General features: G+C 41.7%; 20 protein-coding genes and 1 pseudogene. 8 read left to right on the plus strand and 13 right to left on the minus strand.

The genetic code is table 11. The features are described 5' to 3' along the window. Nucleotide 1 precedes the first annotated feature (1 nt). Nucleotides 2-2,704 carry a pyruvate dehydrogenase (acetyl-transferring), homodimeric type gene (gene aceE, locus FTU16_RS08235; protein WP_180163070.1) on the minus strand — a complete coding sequence of 901 codons (2,703 nt, stop codon included), beginning with the start codon at nt 2,702-2,704 and terminating at the stop codon, nt 2-4. Between the two features lie 281 nt (nt 2,705-2,985). Further along, nucleotides 2,986-3,681 carry a M23 family metallopeptidase gene (locus FTU16_RS08240; protein WP_180008772.1) on the minus strand — a complete coding sequence of 232 codons (696 nt, stop codon included), beginning with the start codon at nt 3,679-3,681 and terminating at the stop codon, nt 2,986-2,988. 106 nt (nt 3,682-3,787) lie between these two features. On the opposite strand from FTU16_RS08240, the gene FTU16_RS08245 reads away from it, so the two are divergent. Continuing rightward, nucleotides 3,788-4,228, plus strand: coding sequence for a DciA family protein (locus FTU16_RS08245; RefSeq protein WP_111884464.1), 441 nt, complete (start codon nt 3,788-3,790; stop codon nt 4,226-4,228). A 97-nt stretch (nt 4,229-4,325) separates the two neighbouring features. Here FTU16_RS08245 and lpxC read toward each other — a convergent pair whose 3' ends face one another. The 8 genes from lpxC to gshB form a co-directional block, all read right to left on the minus strand. After that, the gene (lpxC, locus tag FTU16_RS08250; RefSeq protein WP_168379401.1) at nt 4,326-5,228 is read right to left on the minus strand and encodes a UDP-3-O-acyl-N-acetylglucosamine deacetylase; all 903 of its coding nucleotides are present in this window, start codon (nt 5,226-5,228) and stop codon (nt 4,326-4,328) included. 125 nt (nt 5,229-5,353) lie between these two features. Further along, nucleotides 5,354-6,544 (minus strand): cell division protein FtsZ, encoded by a 1,191-nt coding sequence (ftsZ, locus tag FTU16_RS08255; protein ID WP_168379400.1) that lies wholly within the window; start codon nt 6,542-6,544, stop codon nt 5,354-5,356. 159 nt (nt 6,545-6,703) lie between these two features. Continuing rightward, nucleotides 6,704-7,966 carry a cell division protein FtsA gene (gene ftsA, locus FTU16_RS08260; RefSeq protein ID WP_078190573.1) on the minus strand — a complete coding sequence of 421 codons (1,263 nt, stop codon included), beginning with the start codon at nt 7,964-7,966 and terminating at the stop codon, nt 6,704-6,706. A gap of 68 nt (nt 7,967-8,034) precedes the next feature. Beyond that, entirely contained in the window at nt 8,035-8,889 is an 855-nt protein-coding gene (locus FTU16_RS08265; protein ID WP_180063029.1) for a cell division protein FtsQ/DivIB, read from the minus strand. Nucleotides 8,890-8,892: 3 nt separating this feature from the next. Further along, nucleotides 8,893-9,822: a D-alanine--D-alanine ligase gene (locus FTU16_RS08270; protein ID WP_180008768.1), complete on the minus strand. Its 930-nt coding sequence runs from the start codon at nt 9,820-9,822 to the stop codon at nt 8,893-8,895. Between the two features lie 59 nt (nt 9,823-9,881). Next, the gene (gene murC, locus FTU16_RS08275) at nt 9,882-11,330 is read right to left on the minus strand and encodes a UDP-N-acetylmuramate--L-alanine ligase (protein WP_078190576.1); all 1,449 of its coding nucleotides are present in this window, start codon (nt 11,328-11,330) and stop codon (nt 9,882-9,884) included. A gap of 14 nt (nt 11,331-11,344) precedes the next feature. After that, the gene (gene murG / locus FTU16_RS08280; protein WP_168379398.1) at nt 11,345-12,442 is read right to left on the minus strand and encodes an undecaprenyldiphospho-muramoylpentapeptide beta-N-acetylglucosaminyltransferase; all 1,098 of its coding nucleotides are present in this window, start codon (nt 12,440-12,442) and stop codon (nt 11,345-11,347) included. A gap of 305 nt (nt 12,443-12,747) precedes the next feature. After that, nucleotides 12,748-13,692 carry a glutathione synthase gene (gshB, locus tag FTU16_RS08285; RefSeq protein ID WP_180160083.1) on the minus strand — a complete coding sequence of 315 codons (945 nt, stop codon included), beginning with the start codon at nt 13,690-13,692 and terminating at the stop codon, nt 12,748-12,750. A 98-nt stretch (nt 13,693-13,790) separates the two neighbouring features. Between gshB and FTU16_RS08290 the strand changes: the two genes are divergently transcribed. From FTU16_RS08290 to FTU16_RS08300, 3 genes are all read left to right on the plus strand, one after another. Beyond that, a complete protein-coding gene (locus tag FTU16_RS08290) occupies nt 13,791-14,033 on the plus strand; it encodes a hypothetical protein (RefSeq protein ID WP_180163071.1) in 243 nt (80 codons plus the stop codon). Further along, on the plus strand, nt 14,020-14,922 hold the full coding sequence (locus FTU16_RS08295; protein WP_180002672.1) for a GGDEF domain-containing protein: 903 nt from the start codon (nt 14,020-14,022) through the stop codon (nt 14,920-14,922). Before FTU16_RS08290 ends, FTU16_RS08295 begins: the two co-directional genes overlap by 14 nt. 125 nt (nt 14,923-15,047) lie before the next feature. Further along, entirely contained in the window at nt 15,048-15,245 is a 198-nt protein-coding gene (locus FTU16_RS08300) for a DUF3565 domain-containing protein (RefSeq protein WP_180163072.1), read from the plus strand. On the opposite strand, the pseudogene FTU16_RS16520 reads toward FTU16_RS08300, so the two are convergent. Continuing rightward, nucleotides 15,242-15,505: pseudogene (locus FTU16_RS16520) on the minus strand (hypothetical protein); the annotation flags it as partial. The gene FTU16_RS08300 and the pseudogene FTU16_RS16520 sit on opposite strands and share 4 nt — an antisense overlap. 134 nt (nt 15,506-15,639) lie before the next feature. Here FTU16_RS16520 and FTU16_RS08305 point away from each other — a divergent pair. After that, on the plus strand, nt 15,640-16,158 hold the full coding sequence (locus FTU16_RS08305; RefSeq protein ID WP_257223147.1) for a hypothetical protein: 519 nt from the start codon (nt 15,640-15,642) through the stop codon (nt 16,156-16,158). A 394-nt stretch (nt 16,159-16,552) separates the two neighbouring features. On the opposite strand, the gene pyrE is transcribed toward FTU16_RS08305, so the two are convergent. After that, nucleotides 16,553-17,203 carry an orotate phosphoribosyltransferase gene (pyrE, locus tag FTU16_RS08310; protein ID WP_078190583.1) on the minus strand — a complete coding sequence of 217 codons (651 nt, stop codon included), beginning with the start codon at nt 17,201-17,203 and terminating at the stop codon, nt 16,553-16,555. 40 nt (nt 17,204-17,243) lie between these two features. On the opposite strand from pyrE, the gene FTU16_RS08315 reads away from it, so the two are divergent. After that, nucleotides 17,244-18,062: an exodeoxyribonuclease III gene (locus FTU16_RS08315; protein WP_180121070.1), complete on the plus strand. Its 819-nt coding sequence runs from the start codon at nt 17,244-17,246 to the stop codon at nt 18,060-18,062. Between the two features lie 629 nt (nt 18,063-18,691). Then, a complete protein-coding gene (locus FTU16_RS08320) occupies nt 18,692-19,039 on the plus strand; it encodes a Spx/MgsR family RNA polymerase-binding regulatory protein (protein WP_168379696.1) in 348 nt (115 codons plus the stop codon). A gap of 104 nt (nt 19,040-19,143) precedes the next feature. Here the strand turns inward: FTU16_RS08320 and FTU16_RS08325 are convergent, their stop codons facing one another. After that, complete coding sequence (locus FTU16_RS08325; RefSeq protein ID WP_078190586.1) at nt 19,144-19,581, minus strand: DUF2147 domain-containing protein; 438 nt, start codon at nt 19,579-19,581, stop codon at nt 19,144-19,146. A gap of 155 nt (nt 19,582-19,736) precedes the next feature. Here FTU16_RS08325 and FTU16_RS08330 point away from each other — a divergent pair, with 155 nt between their 5' ends. Continuing rightward, complete coding sequence (locus FTU16_RS08330; RefSeq protein WP_180163073.1) at nt 19,737-20,648, plus strand: alpha/beta hydrolase; 912 nt, start codon at nt 19,737-19,739, stop codon at nt 20,646-20,648. Nucleotides 20,649-20,691 lie beyond the last annotated feature (43 nt).

Genomic DNA, 20,691 nt, shown 5'->3' on the forward strand with positions numbered 1-20,691 from the left:
ATTAGTTCTCCTCTTTGTAGTCAGCCACAGCATGCAGTTCCGGCGTTTCCTGCGGAGCCCATGCCACTGGACGGTCAGTATCTAGTTCAAAGCTTGAGATAGCATCTTTGACTAAACGCGCATCAACTTCGCCTTCATCCGCGAGTTTTTTCAATGTTGCTACCACAATATGTGCGGCATCGACACCAAAGTAGCTACGTAAGTTGCCACGTGTATCTGAACGACCATAACCATCTGTACCTAATGCAACGAACGGACGATTGTCTGGAAGATAAGCACGGATTTGTTCGCTATAAGCACGCATGTGATCGGTTGCCGATACCACAATACCGTCTTTTTCACGAAGTAATTGAGAGATCCAAGCTTCTTTCGTATCTTCAGCCAATGGATGTAGGCGGTTGTATTCTTCACACGCCATACCATCACGAGCTAATTCGTTAAAGCTAGTGACGCTCCACACGTTTGAATGAATTTGATATTCATCACGAAGGATTTTCGCCGCTTTAATCACTTCACGCAGAATCACACCTGAACCCATCAACTGAACCGTTGCTTTCTCATCTTCTTCGAAGAGATACATACCACGTTTAATGCCTTCTTCAGCACCTTCAGGAATAGCAGGGTGTTCGTAGTTTTCATTCATTACTGTTAAGTAATAGAACACGCGCTCTTGGTTCACGTACATGCGTTTTAAACCATCATGTACGATCACTGCCAACTCATAACCAAAACATGGGTCATAAGAAATACAGTTTGGAATCGTATTTGCCAAGATATGTGAATGACCATCTTGGTGCTGTAAACCTTCACCGTTCAGTGTTGTACGACCCGCAGTTGCACCGAGCAAGAAGCCTTGCGCCTGCGCATCACCTGCAGCCCATGCAATATCGCCAATACGCTGGAAACCAAACATCGAGTAGTACATATACATCGGAATCATTGGCAAGTTATTGGTTGAATAACTGGTTCCTAACGCAGCCCAAGCACTCATCGCACCTGCTTCGTTAATCCCTTCTTGTAACATGTGACCATCTTTGGCTTCACGATAGTGCATCAACTGCTCTTGGTCTTCAGGGGTATATTTTTGACCATGCGCTGCATAGATCCCCAACTGACGGAACATACCTTCCAAACCAAAAGTACGCGCTTCATCTGGTACGATTGGCACGACACGGTCTTTAATGGCTTTTTCTTTCAATAACGAAGAAATCAAACGCACCATCAACATAGTCGTCGATTGTTCTTTACCGCCACTGCCTTTCAGTACCGCATCAAACACAGACAACTCAGGAATCGCCAGCTGCTCACTTTCTTTACGACGTGCAGGTAAATAACCACCCAATGCCTCACGACGCGCCTTCATGTATTTCAATTCAGGTGAGTTTTCGCTCGGACGATAGAATGGCACTTCTTCAAGCTGTTCATCGGTAAATGGCAAATTGAAACGATTACGTACATATTTCAACGACTCAAGCTGCATTTTCTTGATTTGATGCGTCTTGTTGACGGCTTCAATCTCTTCAGACAAACCATAGCCTTTCACTGTTTTCGCTAGGATTACAGTTGGCTGACCATTGGCCTTCATCGCTTCTGCATACGCCGCATACACTTTGTACGGGTCATGCCCACCACGGTTCAGGTTATCAATATCTTCATCGCTTAAGTTGCGAACCAACTCTTCAGCTTCAGGATATTTACCAAAGAAATGCGCACGCGTATACGCACCGCCTTTCACTTGATAGCGCTGGAAGTCACCATCAACTGCTTCTTCCATCACAGCTTTTAAGGCACCTGTATCATCTTTTGCCAGTAGCGGATCCCAATGACGACCCCATACCACTTTAATCACACGCCAGCCTGCACCACGGAACAATGATTCAAGTTCTTGAATAATTTTACCGTTACCACGAACTGGGCCATCTAGACGCTGTAAGTTACAGTTCACGACCCAAATCAGGTTGTCGAGCTTTTCACGGCCTGCAAGTGAAATGGCACCTGTACTTTCAGGCTCATCCATCTCACCATCACCGAGGTAAGCCCAAACTTTACGGTTTTCTTCTTTGATCAGCCCACGGTTCATCAAGTACTTTTGGATGTGTGCTTGATAAATCGACATGATTGGGCCTAGACCCATCGATACGGTTGGGAACTGCCAATAATCTGGCATCAAGTACGGATGTGGGTATGACGGCAAACCTTTACCGCCAACTTCACGACGGAAATTATTTAAGTGTTCTTCAGTCAAACGACCTTCTAAGAACGAACGTGCATAGATACCTGGCGCACAGTGACCTTGATAATAAATCATGTCACCGCCAAAGCTGTCGCTATTGGCACGGAAGAAGTGGTTAAAACCCACGTCATATAAAGTGGCAGATGATGCAAAACTTGCCAAGTGACCACCTAAGTCATCACCGGTTTTATTGGCACGCAGTACCATCGCTAAGGCATTCCAGCGGATCAGCGCACGAATACGGCGCTCCATATCCGAATCACCCGGCATAGGCGGTTGTTCTTCAACTGAAATGGTATTTAAGTAAGGAGTATTTAGTCGCTGAATGGGAACGTGCTTAGCAATCGCTTGTTGATAGAGTTTTTCAAGCAAAAATGCAGCGCGGTCAGTTCCCATGTGCTGTAAAACTGAATCAAATGCGTCCTGCCATTCTTGGGTTTCTTGCGCATCTGTATCGCCATAAAACGCCATACTTCACCTATCCTATGTGCTAAATATATGGCTCTATTAGTACCATATTTTGGCTAGGCTCAGTTATCGCCACAGATGAATACGAAATAGCTCTATTATTTATTTACTAAATACTTATTGATTAACAATTACACAAATTTACATTTTTGGGTCAATTTTCGCCATATTTCATACAGACAATATTTTTTAGAGTGATAATTTTATAGTTATTAGCGATAAATAAAAAAGCCATTGTCTGTAGAGGTTCAGACAATGGCTTCGTATATAGATGTTGTATGCGCTTATGGCAACATCGCTAAATACGTCGATGGGTTTTTACGTTGACCATCTTTCACTACTTCGTAATGCAAATGTGGGCCAGTACAACGACCAGTACAACCAACGTTAGCAATATGTTCACCCGCAGCAACACGGTCGCCTACACGTGCAATTAAGCGTGATGCATGTGCATAACGTGTCAGGTAACCGTTACCATGGTTGATTTCAACATATTGGCCATAACCTGTGCCCCAGCCAGATTTGGTTACAATGCCTGGACCTGTTGCATAAATAGGCGTACCGCTTGCCGCAGAAAGATCTAAACCTGAATGATTTTCTGCACGGCCACCCATGGTACGACCACCATAGTTTGAACTTACACGCTTCATGTCTGGAAGTGGGTGGGCAATTAACCATGAATATGGATTATTTGAACTTGCTGAATAGTTTTTAGAGGAATTGCTTGAACCGTATTTTTTTGCGATTGTCGCATTATTGAGTTCAATTGATTTTTCACGAATTTGAACATTCAACTTTGTTTCTGCTGGAATATCAATATCATTGCTTTCAGAGTAAGCACCTTGAGACAAAGTGCGAGTTAACTGTTCAATACGATCTGATGATGAATCTGCTTGATTTAATTCAACTAAATCTGCAAAAGCGACTGAAGCGGCCGAAGCAGCCAATGAAAACGCCAATAAAATACGTCGTAAATGCATAAAAAACCTCTATAAACTGTTCTCTTTTGTTCCTTGTGTGATTTCGTCCTTGATATCAGCCAAAAGGAGCGCATAAGATTAAGACATAAACATGTAGGAAATATGTATGTCAGAACCTGTCAACGTCTTTCAACCAACAAGAAAACACATAAAAACAGGAAACTTTTCGTTTCTCTCAACGCAAGTTGCTGCATGGCAGAAGCTTACGAAAATTGTCCAACCGCTATTACCCCAACCGGATCAATGGCAAGTCGTTTGTTATATAAACGGTGTACTTATATTAACTGGAGAAAATCAGGCACTGATAAGTCAGTTGGCCTATTTACAAAAGCAATATATTGCACAGTTATCACAAATATACGAATTCAAGGATTTACACAAGATTCAAGTCCGTCTGAGAACTCCGTCTCCAACGCCCCATTCCCCTGAAAAAATTTCAAGAACCCTCAGTACAGAAACTCAGGATTTACTCCGTAATGCTGCTGACTTTGTGAGCGACCCTAAGCTTAGCCAAGCAATGCTGCGTTTGGCAAGCAATAAAAAGTAACCACCGAGTTGTAACAGATAAATTTGAATATTCAGAATGTGACAGACTTAACACTTAAAAATGATACAATATAACATCACTATTATAAGACAATGACTTATGTCACATTCACATAACTAATTGGGCAATCATTAATGTCATCAAATGTTACAATTTCATAGCTATCTGGATCACTTTTGACATTGCGTAATAACTGATTATTTAATGCATGACCTGACTTATAGGCATCATATTTCGCAATAATTTGATGACCAAGCAAATATAAATCACCCACAGCATCTAATATTTTGTGACGAACAAACTCATCCGAGAAGCGTAAACCCTCTTCATTGACCACACCATTTTCATCTACGCCAATGGCATTTTCGAGACTCGCCCCCAAAGCCAAATTATTGGCTTTGAGATAATCCAAATCTTTCATAAAGCCAAAAGTCCGCGCTTCACTGACTTCATAGACAAATGTTTCGGTTGAAAAGTCGATGGTTGCCGATTGAAATTCTTTCTTAAATGCAGGATGGTCAAAATCAATCGTAAAATTTAATTGGAAACCGTCATGCGGTTGAAAGGCAGCACGTTTATCATCAATCAGTGCTTCGACAGGTTTAAGTATTTTTATGAATTTTTTAGGTGCATTTTGTTCTTGTAGTTCACCTTGCATAAGCAAATAAATGAACGGGCCTGCACTCCCATCCATAATAGGCACTTCAGACGCCGACACTTCCACAATCAGGTTATCAATCCCTAAACCAGCAATCGCACTCATAATGTGCTCAATTGTGCCCACCTTGGCGTTTTCTTGCACCAAGTTAGAACACATGAATGCTTCTTGAATCAGCATAGCATCAGCTGGAATATCAATCGGTGGATTTAAGTCGATACGACGAAACACAATGCCCCCATCGGCATGATGTGGCACAAAGTTAATCATCACTTTTTGCCCACTATGCAGTCCGATGCCACTCGCTTTCACGATGCGTTTCAGGGTACGTTGTTTCAACATGTGTCTTCTATCATCAGTTCACAAAACCGCTATACGTTAGCATATTTAGCCATTGATAAAAAACAAAAAGGTAGCTGATCAGCTACCTTTTGTAATCAATAGACACCTAAGTCATTGAATTTGTTTTATTTACGTTGCTGATTTTTCAAGTAGTCTTGAATACTCATTGGCGTAGGGCGTGAATTCGATGCTGACGCCGCCGCAGCCGCCGGAGCAGCTGCTTCATTATGCTGACGTTGAATCGCTGGGACATCATCTTCATCTACAGGAGCTTGTGCAGAAGCGACTGTACGCGTTGCTTGTGCGACAGGGCGTTTCACTGGCTCAGCAGAATCGGCAGAATTACGAGTTAAACCCGTTGCGATTACAGTTACGCTGATTTCATCACGTGCATCTGGATCAAATACCGTACCGTAGAACACTTGACCTTCATCAAGATCCACAATTTGGTTCACCACATCAGTGATTTCTTCAATTTCACCAAAGGTTACGTCATCGCCACCAGTGACGTTAATCAAAATGCCTTTTGCATTCATGATCGTCACGTTATCTAACAATGGGCTACGGATCGCTTGTTCAGCTGCTTGACGTGCACGGTTTTCACCACGGCCTGAACCTGCACCCATCATGGCATAACCACGGGTACTCATCGCAGTTTTCAAATCGGCAAAGTCAAGGTTGATATGACCAGGACGCACCACAAGATCGAAGATACTACGTACAGCATTTAACAGTACGTCGTCTGCTTTTTTGTAAGCATCTTTCATCGAGATATCACGGAACACTTTTAGCAGGCGTTGGTTCGGAATAATAATTAGAGAATCAACATGTTGCTCAAGTGCTTCGATACCTTTCTCAGCAGATTGCTGACGACGTTTACCTTCAAAGTTAAACGGAGTCGTCACCACACCTACCGTTAAGATACCCATTTCTTTGGCAATTTCAGCAACAACTGGCGCAGCACCTGTACCTGTGCCACCGCCCATACCTGCAGTCACGAACACCATGTCCGTACCTTCAAGGTGTTGGCGAATCAACTCACGGCTTTCTTCAGCAGCAGTTTGACCCACTTGTGGATTTGCACCTGCACCCAAACCACGTGTACTTTGCTCACCGAGTTGGATTTTAAATTGCGCATTCATGCGGTCGAGTGCTTGTTTGTCTGTATTGGCACAAACAAATTTCACACCTTCGATATCTGATTCCAACATGTGTTGCACAGCGTTACCACCAGCACCACCTACACCGAATACTGTGAAACGGGCTTGACCGTTGCTGTCGCTTTGATCATCTTCTAAAAATTCAAATGAGGCCATGCCTAAAAAATTCCTAATCCATAATTGGCAGACACTTCAGCCCGTATACTGCCTTGATCTTAATAAAAATTGTTTTTTAGAATGCTGTCCAAGTTCCAGCTTGTCAAGTACAAGCAATAATCCGTACAACTTCCCAACAATATTCCCAAATATTTCAACTTAAAAGATCGACTTCAAGGTGTCATTGAAGCCCGACCATGCACGTTTTACCCGATTCAATACTGAAAGTTTTTCCGTATCTTCTGGCTCAACGATCGTATCTTGTGTTTCGCTTTGACTGAAAATTAACAGACCTGCGGCAGTCGCGTATTGTGAACGACGTAAAGCGGCTTGCTGTTGATCATCGGCATACACTTGCATAGGTGGATTACCTAAATGTGCAGAGACACCTAAAATCCGACGTGCAAATGTCACCATCCCTTCAATTTGGCAGGCATCACCTGTGAGTACAACACCATGATATAAACCATGAATCGCACCATGATCGACCAATTCATTACGCACTTGATTAAAGATTTCTTCATAGCGCGCAATAATGATCTCGGTCAGTTCAATACGGCTAATGGTTTGTGGACCATCAATCCCTTGGAACTGAATCATACTTTCAGGTTTAACCACTTTCAGGTCAACACAACCATACAACAGCTTAATGCGTTCAGCTTCTTCTGTTGTGGTTTGCAATACAGCAGCAATATCACGTGTTACATGCTCACCGCCACGTTGCAAGGTGTGTGTCATCGCCAAGCGACCATCTAAATACACCGCGATATTGGTCGTACCAGCACCAATATCGACCAAGCACACACCATATTCTTTTTCATCTTTAAGCAAGCTGGCTTCAGCTGTTGCTAATGATGAAATGACCATGCGTTCAACACCAATATTGGCGCCTTTTAATGCACGATCCAAATTCTGCATGGTGCTGATAGGCAACATCATCAAATGATAATGCCCTGTCATACTCCGTGCTGACATGCGAATCGGGTTTAATACCCACTCAGGTTCATCATCTAGTTCAAAACCTAAAGGTACAGCACTCACCAAATAGTGGTCAGACGTTAAATGACTGGCTTTAGCCAGTTCTAATGCACGCACCACTTCATTGGTGGTAATCGCATGGTCATTATTTTCAATTGGAGTGCGACCAGAGGCATAAAAACTTTTTAGTTCAGCACTTGGAATGGAAATCCACGCAGAATGTACACGACATTCCGCCATATCTTCCGCTTCCTGCACTGCATTTTTAATTGCGGTAACAACTTTATCGAGACTGACAATTTTCCCTTTATTCATGCCGCGGTTACGAGCGGTCGCCATCCCTACCACTTGGATATTGTCTGGCGCGTGTACCTTACCAATCAAAACTGAAACTTTGTGTGTCCCAATGTCAATCGCAACAACCGAGGGAACAGCTTCATTCATTATTTACTACTACCATTCACATGTTTGTTTAATTTATGGCTTAAAGCCTCTACTTATAAAGCCGATCATTATGGCTTTACCGGCGCTGCATTCGCAATGCCTATGTCATCACTGGTTACAACAAACTGACCATTTACCGACTTTGCTGGCACAGAGTTTTTCCATTGAATCGCTAAACCATTTCGGTAGCGCAAATCGATGGCAGAAATTCGTGGCCATACAGGTTTTAAGTCACTGTGTGCGAGATAACTTAAACGCTGCAACTTACTCATGGTCTGATCTTGATCGACAATCACGCGTAAGCCTGAATCAAACTGCATAAACCAAGTCATTCGTTCGGTTAAATATAATTCTTTTAAACGAATGCCAACAGGTATAAATAATTGATTAATTTCATTATAGCGACGCATCATCATTTTGGACTGACTCGTCGGCCCATGCAATAACGGCAAATTCTGATGATTGGTCGGGGTTAATTCGGCAAATACATCACCACTGTCGCTTAACAGTCGCCCAGTTCCCCAACGTGCAATTGCTTGACGCGGCATCACCCGTACACGAATTGCATTTGGCCAAGCACGCGATACCACCACGCGATCGACCCACGAGATTTCTAAAGTACGGTCACGAATGACACGTAAATCAGAGGTAAAATAATTTTGAGTCATCATCGGTGAAACGTATGACATGACTTGTTGTTTTTCTTGGACGCTCCGCACACCCACCACATCAAGTTCAGCCACACGTGCATCCGTCATGACTTTATATAGCCCCCAAATTCCGGCAATCAAGACCATACATGCAATAAACAACAACAGCCATCCACCCACATTGGTAAGCTTTTCCTTACGTGTCGGTGGTTTGTCATGTATCGATGTCGTTGCTGCACGTTTACGGCGCATAGACGCAGGAAGTTGAGCCATAATTTAGTGTGCCGCACCTGTTAGGGTTTGTTCCAAAATTGCAACACAAAGATCTTCAAAACTATAACCTACAGCATTAGCAGCTTTTGGCACTAAAGAATGACTAGTCATACCCGGAACGGTATTTACCTCAAGTAACCAAAAGTTTCCTTCTGCATCCTGCATCGCGTCAATACGACCCCAACCACTCGCACCTACCGCTTGGAAAGCGCGTAAAGATAAAGCTTGTAAACGCTTTTCTTCATCTTCAGTCAAGCCACATGGAATACCATATTGCACATCGTTACGGTTATATTTCGCTTCGTAATCGTAAAAAGCCACATCTGCAGGCGGTTCTAAACGAATCACCGGTAAAGCCTGACCATTTAAAATCACAATAGTAAATTCACGTCCGGTAATCCATTTTTCAGCCATCACGACTGCATCATGCTGGGTCGCTTTTGCAATTGCGGTTGCAAAGTCTTCAATTTTTTCAACTTTGCTCATACCAATGCTTGAACCTTCATGCACGGGCTTGATGATAAATGGCAAACCAATTGAATCTACAATTTCTTGTAAATCTGAATCTTTACTGACAATACGATAAGGTGCTGTCGGTAGTTCTGAACCTTGCCAAACTTGTTTAGTTTTAACTTTATCCATACCAATCGCCGAGCCTTGAACGCCCGTTCCAGTGTACGGAATGTTTAACCATTCCAAAGTACCCTGAATTTGACCATCTTCACCACCACGACCATGAAGTACGATAAATGCACGGTCATAAGCCACCAACTCAGTCACACTGCGTTGCTGCGGATCGAATGCTTCGGCATTTACACCCGAACGCACCAATGCTTCAAGTACAGCTTTACCACTATCGAGAGAAACCTCACGTTCGGCAGATTTCCCACCTAATAACACGGCAACTTTGCCGAATTTTGAAGCATTTGACACGTTTATATCCTTAAACTTTTATCTACGGTCTAAACAAACTTTGGATCACCAAGCGATGATCATTTTACATAGAGATTGTTTTGAGCAAGTTCGATTGAGATTGCTCCAACATTACCTGCGCCCTGTGTTAATAACAAGTCATTTGCTTGTAACACTTTTTTCATTACTGCTTGTAAGTTGCCTTCTACTGGATCGATGAGAATCGGCTCAACTTCACCACGGAGACGAATGCTTCGAGCCAACGCACGACTATCCGCACCCACAATTGGTTTTTCACCTGCAGGATAAACTTCTAATAACAACAGTTGATCAACTTGAGACAATACATCAACGAAGTCATCAAAACAGTCACGCGTACGACTAAAACGGTGTGGCTGGAACATCATCACCAAACGACGATCTGGATGACTTGCACGTGCAGCTTTAATGGTCGCTTCCACTTCTTTTGGATGGTGACCATAGTCATCGACCAATTTCACCAAGCCATCTTCAACTTCAAATTCGCCTTGGACTTGGAAACGACGACCTACGCCACTGAAGCTTTCTAAGGCACGTGCAATCGCAGCATCAGAAACGCCTTCATCCGTTGCAATACCAATCGCTGCCAAGGCATTTAAGATATTATGCAGACCCGGCAAGTTAATGGTTAAACGTAACGGCTCACGGTCTTTACGCAAAACGGTAAAGTGTGATTGCATGCCTTCTTGAGCCACATCAACGGCACGAATGTCGTTGTCTTCATTGAAACCATACGTCACGACAGGACGACCAATACGCGGCATAATTTCACGGATGTTGGCATCATCACCACACATCACAGCTAAACCGTAAAATGGAAGGCGCTGTAAGAATTGTACGAAGGTATCTTTCAATACATCGAAGCTACCGCCATAGGTATCCATATGGTCCGCGTCGATATTAGTGACAATCGTTGCCATCGGCTGTAAATGCAGGAATGACGCATCTGACTCGTCTGCTTCAGCCACGATATAACGGCTTGCACCCAATGCAGCATTCACACCAGTACGATTTAACAAACCACCAATGACATAAGTTGGATCCAGATTTTCTTCTGCCAACATGCAGGTCACAAGACTGGTTGTCGTGGTTTTACCATGCGTCCCAGCAACGGCAATACCATGACGGTAACGCATTAATTCACCCAACATTTCTGCACGACGTACAACAGGTGTACGGGTTTCAATCGCCGCTTTCACTTCTGGGTTTTCAGAATCAATGGCTGTTGATACCACGATTACATTGGCGCCTTGAATATTTTCAGCAGCATGACCGATGAAAACTTGAATGCCGTTTTCTTCAAGCTGAGCCGTAGTTTTCGACGCTTTAATATCTGAACCTGAAACTTTATAGCCTTGGTTTTTCAATACTTCGGCAATACCGCACATGCCCGCACCACCAATCCCAATAAAATGGATGTGTTTAATACGGCGCATTTCTGGCACTTTAATGAGCTTTTTCGCTTGATCGGCAGGCGTTGATGGAGACATAGATTACTCGAATTTTACAAATCTTGAATTAAACCAACCACGTGCTGTGTCGCATCGGGTTGTGCCTGTTGTCGAGCCTTAACCGCCATTTCCATAAGTCGTTGGCGATTCATCAGCGGCTTCAACAACGCTGTTAAACTTTCTGCGGTCATATCCGCTTGTGGGCAAATTTTTGCAGCATTGATATTGGCCAAGAACCCTGCATTTGCAGTTTGATGGTCATCCACTGCACTTGGCAGAGGAACAAACACGGCTGCTACACCTGCTGTCGCAATTTCAGTGACGGTTAGCGCACCAGCACGGCAGATAATCAAATCCGCTGCAGAATAGGCTGCTGCCATATCTTCAATAAACGGCTGAACTTCAACTTGCATATGTTCAGGTGCATTTGCATAACGAGCCAATGTGCTTTCAGCGTTATTTTGACCACACTGGTGATATACACTGAGTGGCTGTTCTAATTGCTGCAAGGCTGCCGGCACACATTCATTTAAGGCACGTGCGCCCAGTGAGCCACCCACAATTAAAACCCGTAATGGCAACCCAGCTTTTTCACGCTCTTGGTAACGCCATGACGGATTTAAAATTTCTGTAATTTCTTTACGTACAGGATTCCCTGTGGTTACGATTTTATCTTGTGCTGGAAAGGTATTTGGAAATGCCTGACAAACAATTTTAGCCACACGCGACAACTGCGTATTGGTAAAACCTGCCACCGCATTTTGTTCATGGATAATGACTGGAATGCCCAATGCACGAGCTGCCAAGCCACCCGGCCCAGCCACATACCCCCCAAAGCCTGCAACTGCATCGACTTTGAGTTGTTTCATATAACGCATGGCACTCAATGTAGCTTTGAGAATTTTAAATGGTGCCATCAGCTTACGCACGACTCCATTGCCGCGTACGCCTTGGATATCAATTTGATAAATTGGAATATTATGATTTTTAAGCAGGCGATTTTCCATACCTGTTGGCGTTGCGAGCCAAGAAACTTCACAGCCTTGTTGTTGCAACTCTTTGGCAACAGCGAGCGCTGGAAAGACGTGACCACCGGTTCCGGCAGCCATCATCATGACATGTTTCGGCTTTACTTGCGTTACTTCGGTCACTGTCTAATTCTTCAATTCTAAAAAGAGGCTAATGATATTCGATTTTAAGCAAACAATTGTAATCACAAACGCATGACCGTGAAAGGTAATTTACTTTTTTTCAACAGGCGTATGATTGTTTTTTTCTACTATTTTAAAAGTTTAAACTAGTTTTATTATTAATCTATGAGAATTGAAAAAAAATCAGACAATTTTTCACTTTAATTGCATTCACTTACATTTTTTTTGCTTTTTAAGCTCCCCCTCCCCTTAGCGCAGGACAAAAAAAAGAGCCCGTGGAGGACTCTTTTAAATCTAGTGCAAAATTAAGCTTTTAAACCTGCCTCAAGGACATCAAATAAATCATCGGCAATCGAGGTTCCAAATTGCGCATCAATTTCACGTACGCAGGTTGGACTGGTGACATTGATTTCAGTCACGTAATTACCAATCACATCCAGACCGACAAAGACTAAACCTTTTTCACGAAGGAATGGCCCGACTTTGGCTGCAATAGCTTTATCATTTTCGGTCAATGGACGCGCCTCGCCCAAACCACCTGCCGCCAAGTTGCCACGCACTTCACCGTTTTGCGGAATACGCGCCAAACAATACGCCACTGGCTCTCCATTGATCATCAAAATGCGTTTGTCACCATCCACAATTTCAGGGATGTATCTCTGCGCCATAATCGGCTGTGTGCCGTTATTGGTCAGGATTTCAATAGTTGAACCGATATTAACGCCATCTTGGTATAAACGGAAAATACCCATACCACCCATGCCATCTAATGGTTTCACGATCACATCGCCATGTTCTTGTAAAAATTCACGAATCAGACTTTGCTGTGAAGCCACCAAGGTTGGTACTTGAAGTTCAGGGAATTGTGTCGCAAACAATTTTTCATTGCAGTCACGTAGGCTTTGTGGCTTGTTAATAATCCATGCACCTTCGCGTTCAGCCTGTTCCAAAATATAGGTGGTGTAGACAAAGTTCATGTCAAACGGCGGATCTTTACGCATCAAAACCACGTCATAAGCAGCAATTGATTCTTTTTGTTTTTCGCCGAGTTCGTAATAGTGGTTGTAGTCTTCAAAAACTTTTAGCGGTGAAATCAAACCAAAGGCTTTGCCTTGATCGATATATAAATCTTGCTGTAATGCATAGCCTAGCTCATGTCCACGACGTGCTGCTGCCCATAGCATCGCCATTGAGGTATCTTTTTTTAGGTTTACATTTTCGATGGGATCCATCACAACAAGTACACGCATTATTCAGTGCTCTGTTCATTATCAATTTATGAATGAGTATAGCCGAGATTTTTCTTTTGTTTATTCTGATTTTGCATGTGTATGTATGGATTCGTGTGATGCAGGCGATAATTCGATATATTTCTATCATCGGCCTTATCTCCATAAAGGAAATAAGCTGTGAAAATATTATGGCGTTAAGCCTGCGTAAATCGATGCCAAACCTCGATACAGATATTCATCACACCTACATCTCACTCATCACTATTTTTGGTAAAAAAACACGTGCTTTTTATTTTTTTTTAGCTATTGTGTTAATTATTGTAAATAAAGAAATAGAATTAATTAATGATCAACATTGAGCAGATGGCTATCATTCTTAATGCTTTGCCAGACCCTGCTTTTGTCATATCGCGTAGTGGAAAATACGTTGCGGTTTTTGGTGGGCGCGATAATCGCTATTACCACGATGGTTCCGGTCTTGTTGGTACCTATATTTCAGATGTGATCAAGCCAGATAAAGCCAACTTTTTTATGCAACTGATCGACCAAGCTCTAGCGTCAGGAAATCTACTCATCGAAGAGTACGAATTGAGCAATAGGGATGTAAAAGGTCTGCCCGATTATGGTCCTGAAGAGCCCATTTGGTTTGAAGTGCGCATCCAAGCCCTTAGTTTTTCAGTAGATGAAGAAGACGTTGTGCTTTGGGTCGCAAGTAATATTTCAGCGCGTCACAACTTGGAAATCAAGCTGAAGGAACTCAGCCATACCGATCAGTTAACTGGTCTTTTCAACCGAAGAAAATTAGAGCATGACTTAGCATTACATTATGAGTCATACCTACGGCATTCCATACAGACCTCGATCTTGATGTTCGATCTTGATAACCTCAAAAAAATCAACGACAGCAAAGGTCATCATGTCGGTGATGAGGCAATCCGAGCAGTCGCAGATATTCTTCGTTTAACGCTGCGCAAGACTGATTGCGCCTGCCGCTTAGGTGGAGATGAGTTTGTGGTCGCATTACCCAACACGGGCTGTGAACAAGCCATTCAATTTGCCAAACGGATTCATGAACATTCCAGAAAAGAATTAAGTCGGTTTTCAATAGATAACGCCCATGTCACCGTGAGCATAGGAGTAACAACCATCATGCCTGAAGATTGTACCTACGAAGATACAATTAAGCGTGCTGATCTAGCGCTGTATAAAGCCAAACATGGCGGGAAAAATAGAATTGTCGCGGCGTAAGCGTGCGCCAGAAATAAACCAAATTTCACAGTCTATTTAGCAATTTGATATTCAAGCCGTTGTGATTGCTCAGCATGAGCTCTCTCCCCTTTTCAACATAAGTTCAGTTTAGATAGGTGTCCGATATGCAGCAAGCCATTGTTGATTTTGCCTTGGATGATGAAAATCATTGGTATGCTATTTTAGCTTGTGGCCATACACAGCATGTCCGGCATGATCCGCCTTGGCAAAACCGTCCTTGGGTTATCACTGAGCAAGGACGGAACGAAAAGTTAGGGGTAATGTTGGAATGTAAGAAGTGTGATGAAGAGATTTTATGTTAAATAGACTTAAAATTTGATGAAATTTCTTTGAATTCTAGGGCTGACTTTTGGGTGTTGGGAATATGGCCATAAACATATTCATCCTTCGTCTGAAAAAAGAAATCAAAACTCTGACTCATCAGTGAATCTTGTTGACTTTGCTTGTGGTAAATTGGAGCGAGACGGTTTATATAGAAGTTGATCCATTCTACTGGATTAGAAAATTCTGAATAGTCTTTTAAATCAATATATAGATTCTGTAAATCTGTAGAAATTAATTCGGTGATGGTTTTGCTGCAACTCGTGGTGTGCCACTATCTTCTCCACCTGCTCTACCCATGAAAAAATTTATCAATGGTGTATTAATAGAAACAGCATTCCAAAATCAATTTAATGATCATAGGAATAACGTAAATTGAAGAAAAAAATTGGAATTTTTATCATCCTTATAGGCCTAATTATGGTAATAGCTGCTAATTTTGAAAAGAAATATGAAACTCAGATCAGTATTGACTTAGATGAAGATATAAGGAAAGAAAATTTAAAAATAATAATAAATACATATGGTTATTTACTAGATGGTTATGAGCCAAGTAAACATATTGGTCAGACAAATACGTGTTTATTTTTATATAAGGATGCTCAGATTCAAGAATATAGAAATACTAAAATCAATAAATATAGTGATTATTATATCTACGCTAAATATGGAAATAAGTATGCAAAAATGAAATATACGAACTCTTTAGTTATGGGGAACAATGAAACTTCTATAAAAATTTTTATTAAAAAATTTAATGATTTATATTACATTTCTTCAAGTAATATAACACCTAGTATTGAAGCTATTTCAGAAAATTCCTTTAAAAATATAGATGCTTTCAAGAGTAATAAGCATGACATTAAGATGTTAGGCTATCTAGATAAGCCTTAATTATTATGTTTACCTTAAGTCTAATTTATGAATTTTTTTATAAATGTTTAATATTAATTTCCTGTTGGAAAGCCATGAAACATCCATTGTATTCCCCATAAGATTACTAAAATGAGGATCACCCAAACAATAATCTTTAACATATACATTTTGTAAGTTTTCCTAAATTAACATAACACACGTTATACGAAATTCTTTAAATTTTCTATAAGCATCAATACTTTAACTAAAGCCGTTTCAGTAAATAGCGCACTGAGACGGCTTTTTATTGATTCTTCACGTTTAACGCCTACTTTTTAAGCAATATTTCACGTTTTTTGTTAGTTAGATGCAACAATCATCATTTAAAGACGTAAAAAAGGCAGCTTCAGCTGCCTTTTGAAATCCCGAAAAATTAGATGCCGTATTTAACACGGTACGCTTCCATTTTCGCTAAAGCTTCAGTCTCACCTTTAGCCTCTAAGAATGTCATCAAATCTTTCATGGTAATTAAAGCATGAACTGGGATTTCGAGTTCTTTTTGTACTTCTTGAATCGCAGATAAGTCGCCTTGACCTTTTTCTTGGCGGTCTAGTGCAACCAATACGCCCGCAATTTGCGCGCCAGCATTTTTCAAAATAGTCACCACTTCACGAATCGCTGTACCCGCAGTGATCACATCATCAATAATCCAGACTTTTTTACCTTCAACAGACGCACCAACCAATACACCGCCTTCGCCATGGTCTTTCGCTTCTTTACGGTTAAAGCCCCAAGGTACGCTCACACCATGGTTCTGTGACAGTGCGACAGCCGTTGCTGCTACAAATGGAATACCTTTATAAGCTGGGCCAAAGACCACTTCCACATTATCGCATTCTGTTAATTTAGCTGCATAGCCAGAAGCCAATAATGATAAGGCTTCGCCATCGTTTAGTAGACCTGCATTAAAAAAATAAGGACTCACACGACCCGATTTTAAAGTAAACTCACCAAATTTAAGCACACCACGTGATAATGCGAGTTCGATAAAAGCTTGTGGATTAAATGCCGCTTGCGCTGTCATGAGGTGCTCCATTTTTTTAAGTTTGAGGTTAAACCTGAGCATGATACCAAAGAGTAGCTATCCAAGTGATCAAAAAATTTTACGTGTCGTTTCAATTAATGTGAATGGTCTGCGTTCCGCTGAAAAAAAAGGTATTTTTGACTGGATGGCAACTTCAGATGCCGATGTCATCTGCATGCAAGAAAGCCGCATTACCCATGAACAATGGACCGATAAATTTAAACCCGAAGGTTGGTTTACACACCTTTTCCCTGCAGAACGCCCAGGCTATGCCGGTACTGCGATTTATAGCCGCCTACCCTTTGTATCAGTGAAAGATGGCTTAGGCTTTGAATTAGCCGATAGCCAAGGCCGCTTTATTTCTGCTGAGTTCGATTTAGGACTTGGACAAACTGCACATATTTGCTCGCTCTACCTGCCTTCTGGTTCATCGGGTGAAGAAGCTCAGGCACGTAAAGATTTATTTTTAAACGAATACAAACAAATTTTGAAGCAATGGCGTGCTGAAAATAAGTCAGTGATTGTTTGCGGTGACTACAACATCGTGCATAAACGTATTGATATTAAAAATTGGTCTGGGAACCAAAAGGCTTCAGGCTGCTTACCACATGAACGTGCATGGCTCGATCATATTTATGATGAGCTTGGCTATGTCGACACCTTCCGTGAAGTACGTAAAGAAGCCGAGCTTTACTCTTGGTGGTCTAACCGAGGACAAGCGCGTGCCAAAAATGTGGGTTGGCGTATCGACTACCATGCATGTTCACCAGACTGGAAAGAACGTACAGTCAATGCTTGGATATTTAAAGATGAATGGTTTAGCGACCACGCCCCTGTCATTATTGATTATAAAATTTAAGCTTCCAACAATTAATTGAGTGAACGATTGTTTACTCAATTAGAGCTTATTTCTCACATTACATGACGAATTTGTGGATTTATCTCATAACTTGAACATAGCATTATGGTCGCACGGCAAAGGGACATGTCAGGATGACATAAAAGGATTGGACGCCGAAGGAAGTATAAAAACAAACTAAATGATTTAGCTTGTTTTCAAGGATGTGACAATGGACGTTGGATTGAGACCCGCATGATCAGGATGATTAAATGCGGGTTTTCTCTTATCTAGTCCCCACATCTATAGACTCAAACATCCCCCAAATAAAACAGCTAAAAATTCGATCTGCACAGCATTTTCTTATTCTCGCTTTCTTTCTACTTTTGACTGTGCAACCTTAAGCTGAATTTTCTTGTTATTGCATCGCTTTCTTTTCTGATTCGTTTTGTTCTGTAGGCTATTCTAAAAGACCAAAATGTCGTTTTGATGACAATACCTAATATTTACAGCATGCGACTTTTACAGCAAAACATTTATTTCTCAATCCACATCACGATCGGGCTTTGAGCATTGATGAATTAGCCTGTAGGATAATGCTGAATTGTATTTTTTATCATATTGTTTTGAATAATTGAGGACACCTGTTCATGCTTAAAATTTATGGCATCAAAAACTGTAATACCATGAAAAAAGCTTTCGACTTGCTCAACGAATTAGGCCTGACCTACGAATTTCATGACTATAAAAAACAAGCGATTGATGCTGAAACCGTAAAAAAATGGCTCGATGCCAAAGGTGCTGATGTGATTCTCAACAAAAAAGGCACCACATGGAAAAGACTCAGTGAAGAAGAGCAACAGACAGCCTTAGCCAGTGAAGAAAATTTGATTCAGTGCTTAACAGCGCATAGCAGCATGATTAAACGCCCAGTACTGGATACAGGTAGCGACTTATTGGTTGGCTATGATGAAAACGCTTACCGTGCATTGAAATAAATGTTTTCATCACACTCATGCACTGCCCTTGTTCAATTTTGACTGAGCAAGCAGTCATAAAAAAAGCCTGACATCGTCAGGCTTTTTGTTGGAATCACGTCAAATTAGTTGGCGCGGATCCATGTTTGGTTACGACCTAAAGCAGCAACACCAATAAAGCCGCGAAGCTCTAATTTTTTGCCGCCATCAGCCAATTGACCTTTTAACTTGTAAGTTTTACCTGATTGAGGATCCAAAATTGAACCGCTCTCATAGCTTGTACCACCAACATTTTTAAGACCGGTCACAATACGCAAGCCTTTTAATGATTTGTTGTGATATGGGCCTTCACATTTTTTACATGCATTCTCTTCACCTGGTGTCAAAACTGACTGAATGCTCGCTGAAAGCGTACCATTTTTTTGCTCAGTGAATTTTACAATCGCTTTTGGCTGCTTGGTTTTATCATCAATGGTTTTCCAAGTTGTACCATTTAGCGGGTCTGCAGCATTTGCAAATGCGGCTAAACTCATCAATCCTAATGCTAGTGCAATTTTTTTCATTTTTGTTTATTTCCCTGGTCTGATATAGACGACATTAGTATCCAAAAGTCACAACAATTTATCAATTTTTGTATGTGACCGTTTAGTGTAACCTTGTAATTTGTGTTGGTAAATATGCTCACACGATTCCTAAAATAGAAAAAGATGGAAAGACAATGAAGATATCGCCACTGACGAAACAACTGATTACAGAAAGCATTTTAAAAACCACAATCCGTGGGCCGAGCCAGTTCAATTTACCGCCCAATACTTTACGTTTTGCTTTGGAACAAATGTGTCGTGCATTTCCCCAAAACCCGGATGTACAAATTCGCCCGATTCGCTTAGCCGGCTTAAAAGCCGAAGAAATCAAACCGCAACAGGCATCGACCCAATTAATTTTTCATATTCATGGGGGCGCATTTTTCTTGGGTTCGATGAACACACATCGGGCGTTTCTGACTCAAGTTACCGCACGCACGCAAATGCAAGTGTTACATTTGGATTATCCTTTATCCCCAGAAGCACAGTTTCCTGAAGCACTCGATGCCCTTTTTGATGTGTATGCGGTGTTATTAGATCAAGGGATTCAAGCCAAAGATATTATTTTGTCAGGCGACTCTTGTGGTGCAAACTTGGCGCTTGCCTTAGCCCTTAAAATTCAACAGGACCAACTTCCACAAGTCAGTGGTTTGGTGTTAATGTCACCGTTTTTAGACTTGACGCTGAGCAGTGAATCCCTACGCTATAACCGTAAGCATGATGCGCTGTTAAGCATAGAAGCCCTCGAAACAGGTATTAATTATTATGTACCCCGCTCGGTCGATCGAGCTGATCCATTGGTCTCGCCTTTTTTTGCAGAGCTCAAAGGACTACCTCCGATTCATATTCAAGTGGGTTCTAAAGAAATTTTATTGGATGATGCGCAGCGTTTTAAAGTCAAAGCAGAAGAAGCCGGCCTAGATGTCGAATTCAAGTTATACACTGGCATGTGGCATAACTTCCAAATGTTTAGCCCATGGTTTGAAGAAGGACAGCGTGCGCTGAGTGATTTAGCCGATTTTGCACACCGACTAGATCAGGACTAATCCCTGAAAACTAATTCCTTAAGAACAGATCAAAGTCACCATA

Origin of the sequence: Acinetobacter sp. YH12069, from assembly GCF_013419675.1 — a bacterium.
Classification (GTDB): domain Bacteria; phylum Pseudomonadota; class Gammaproteobacteria; order Pseudomonadales; family Moraxellaceae; genus Acinetobacter; species Acinetobacter amyesii.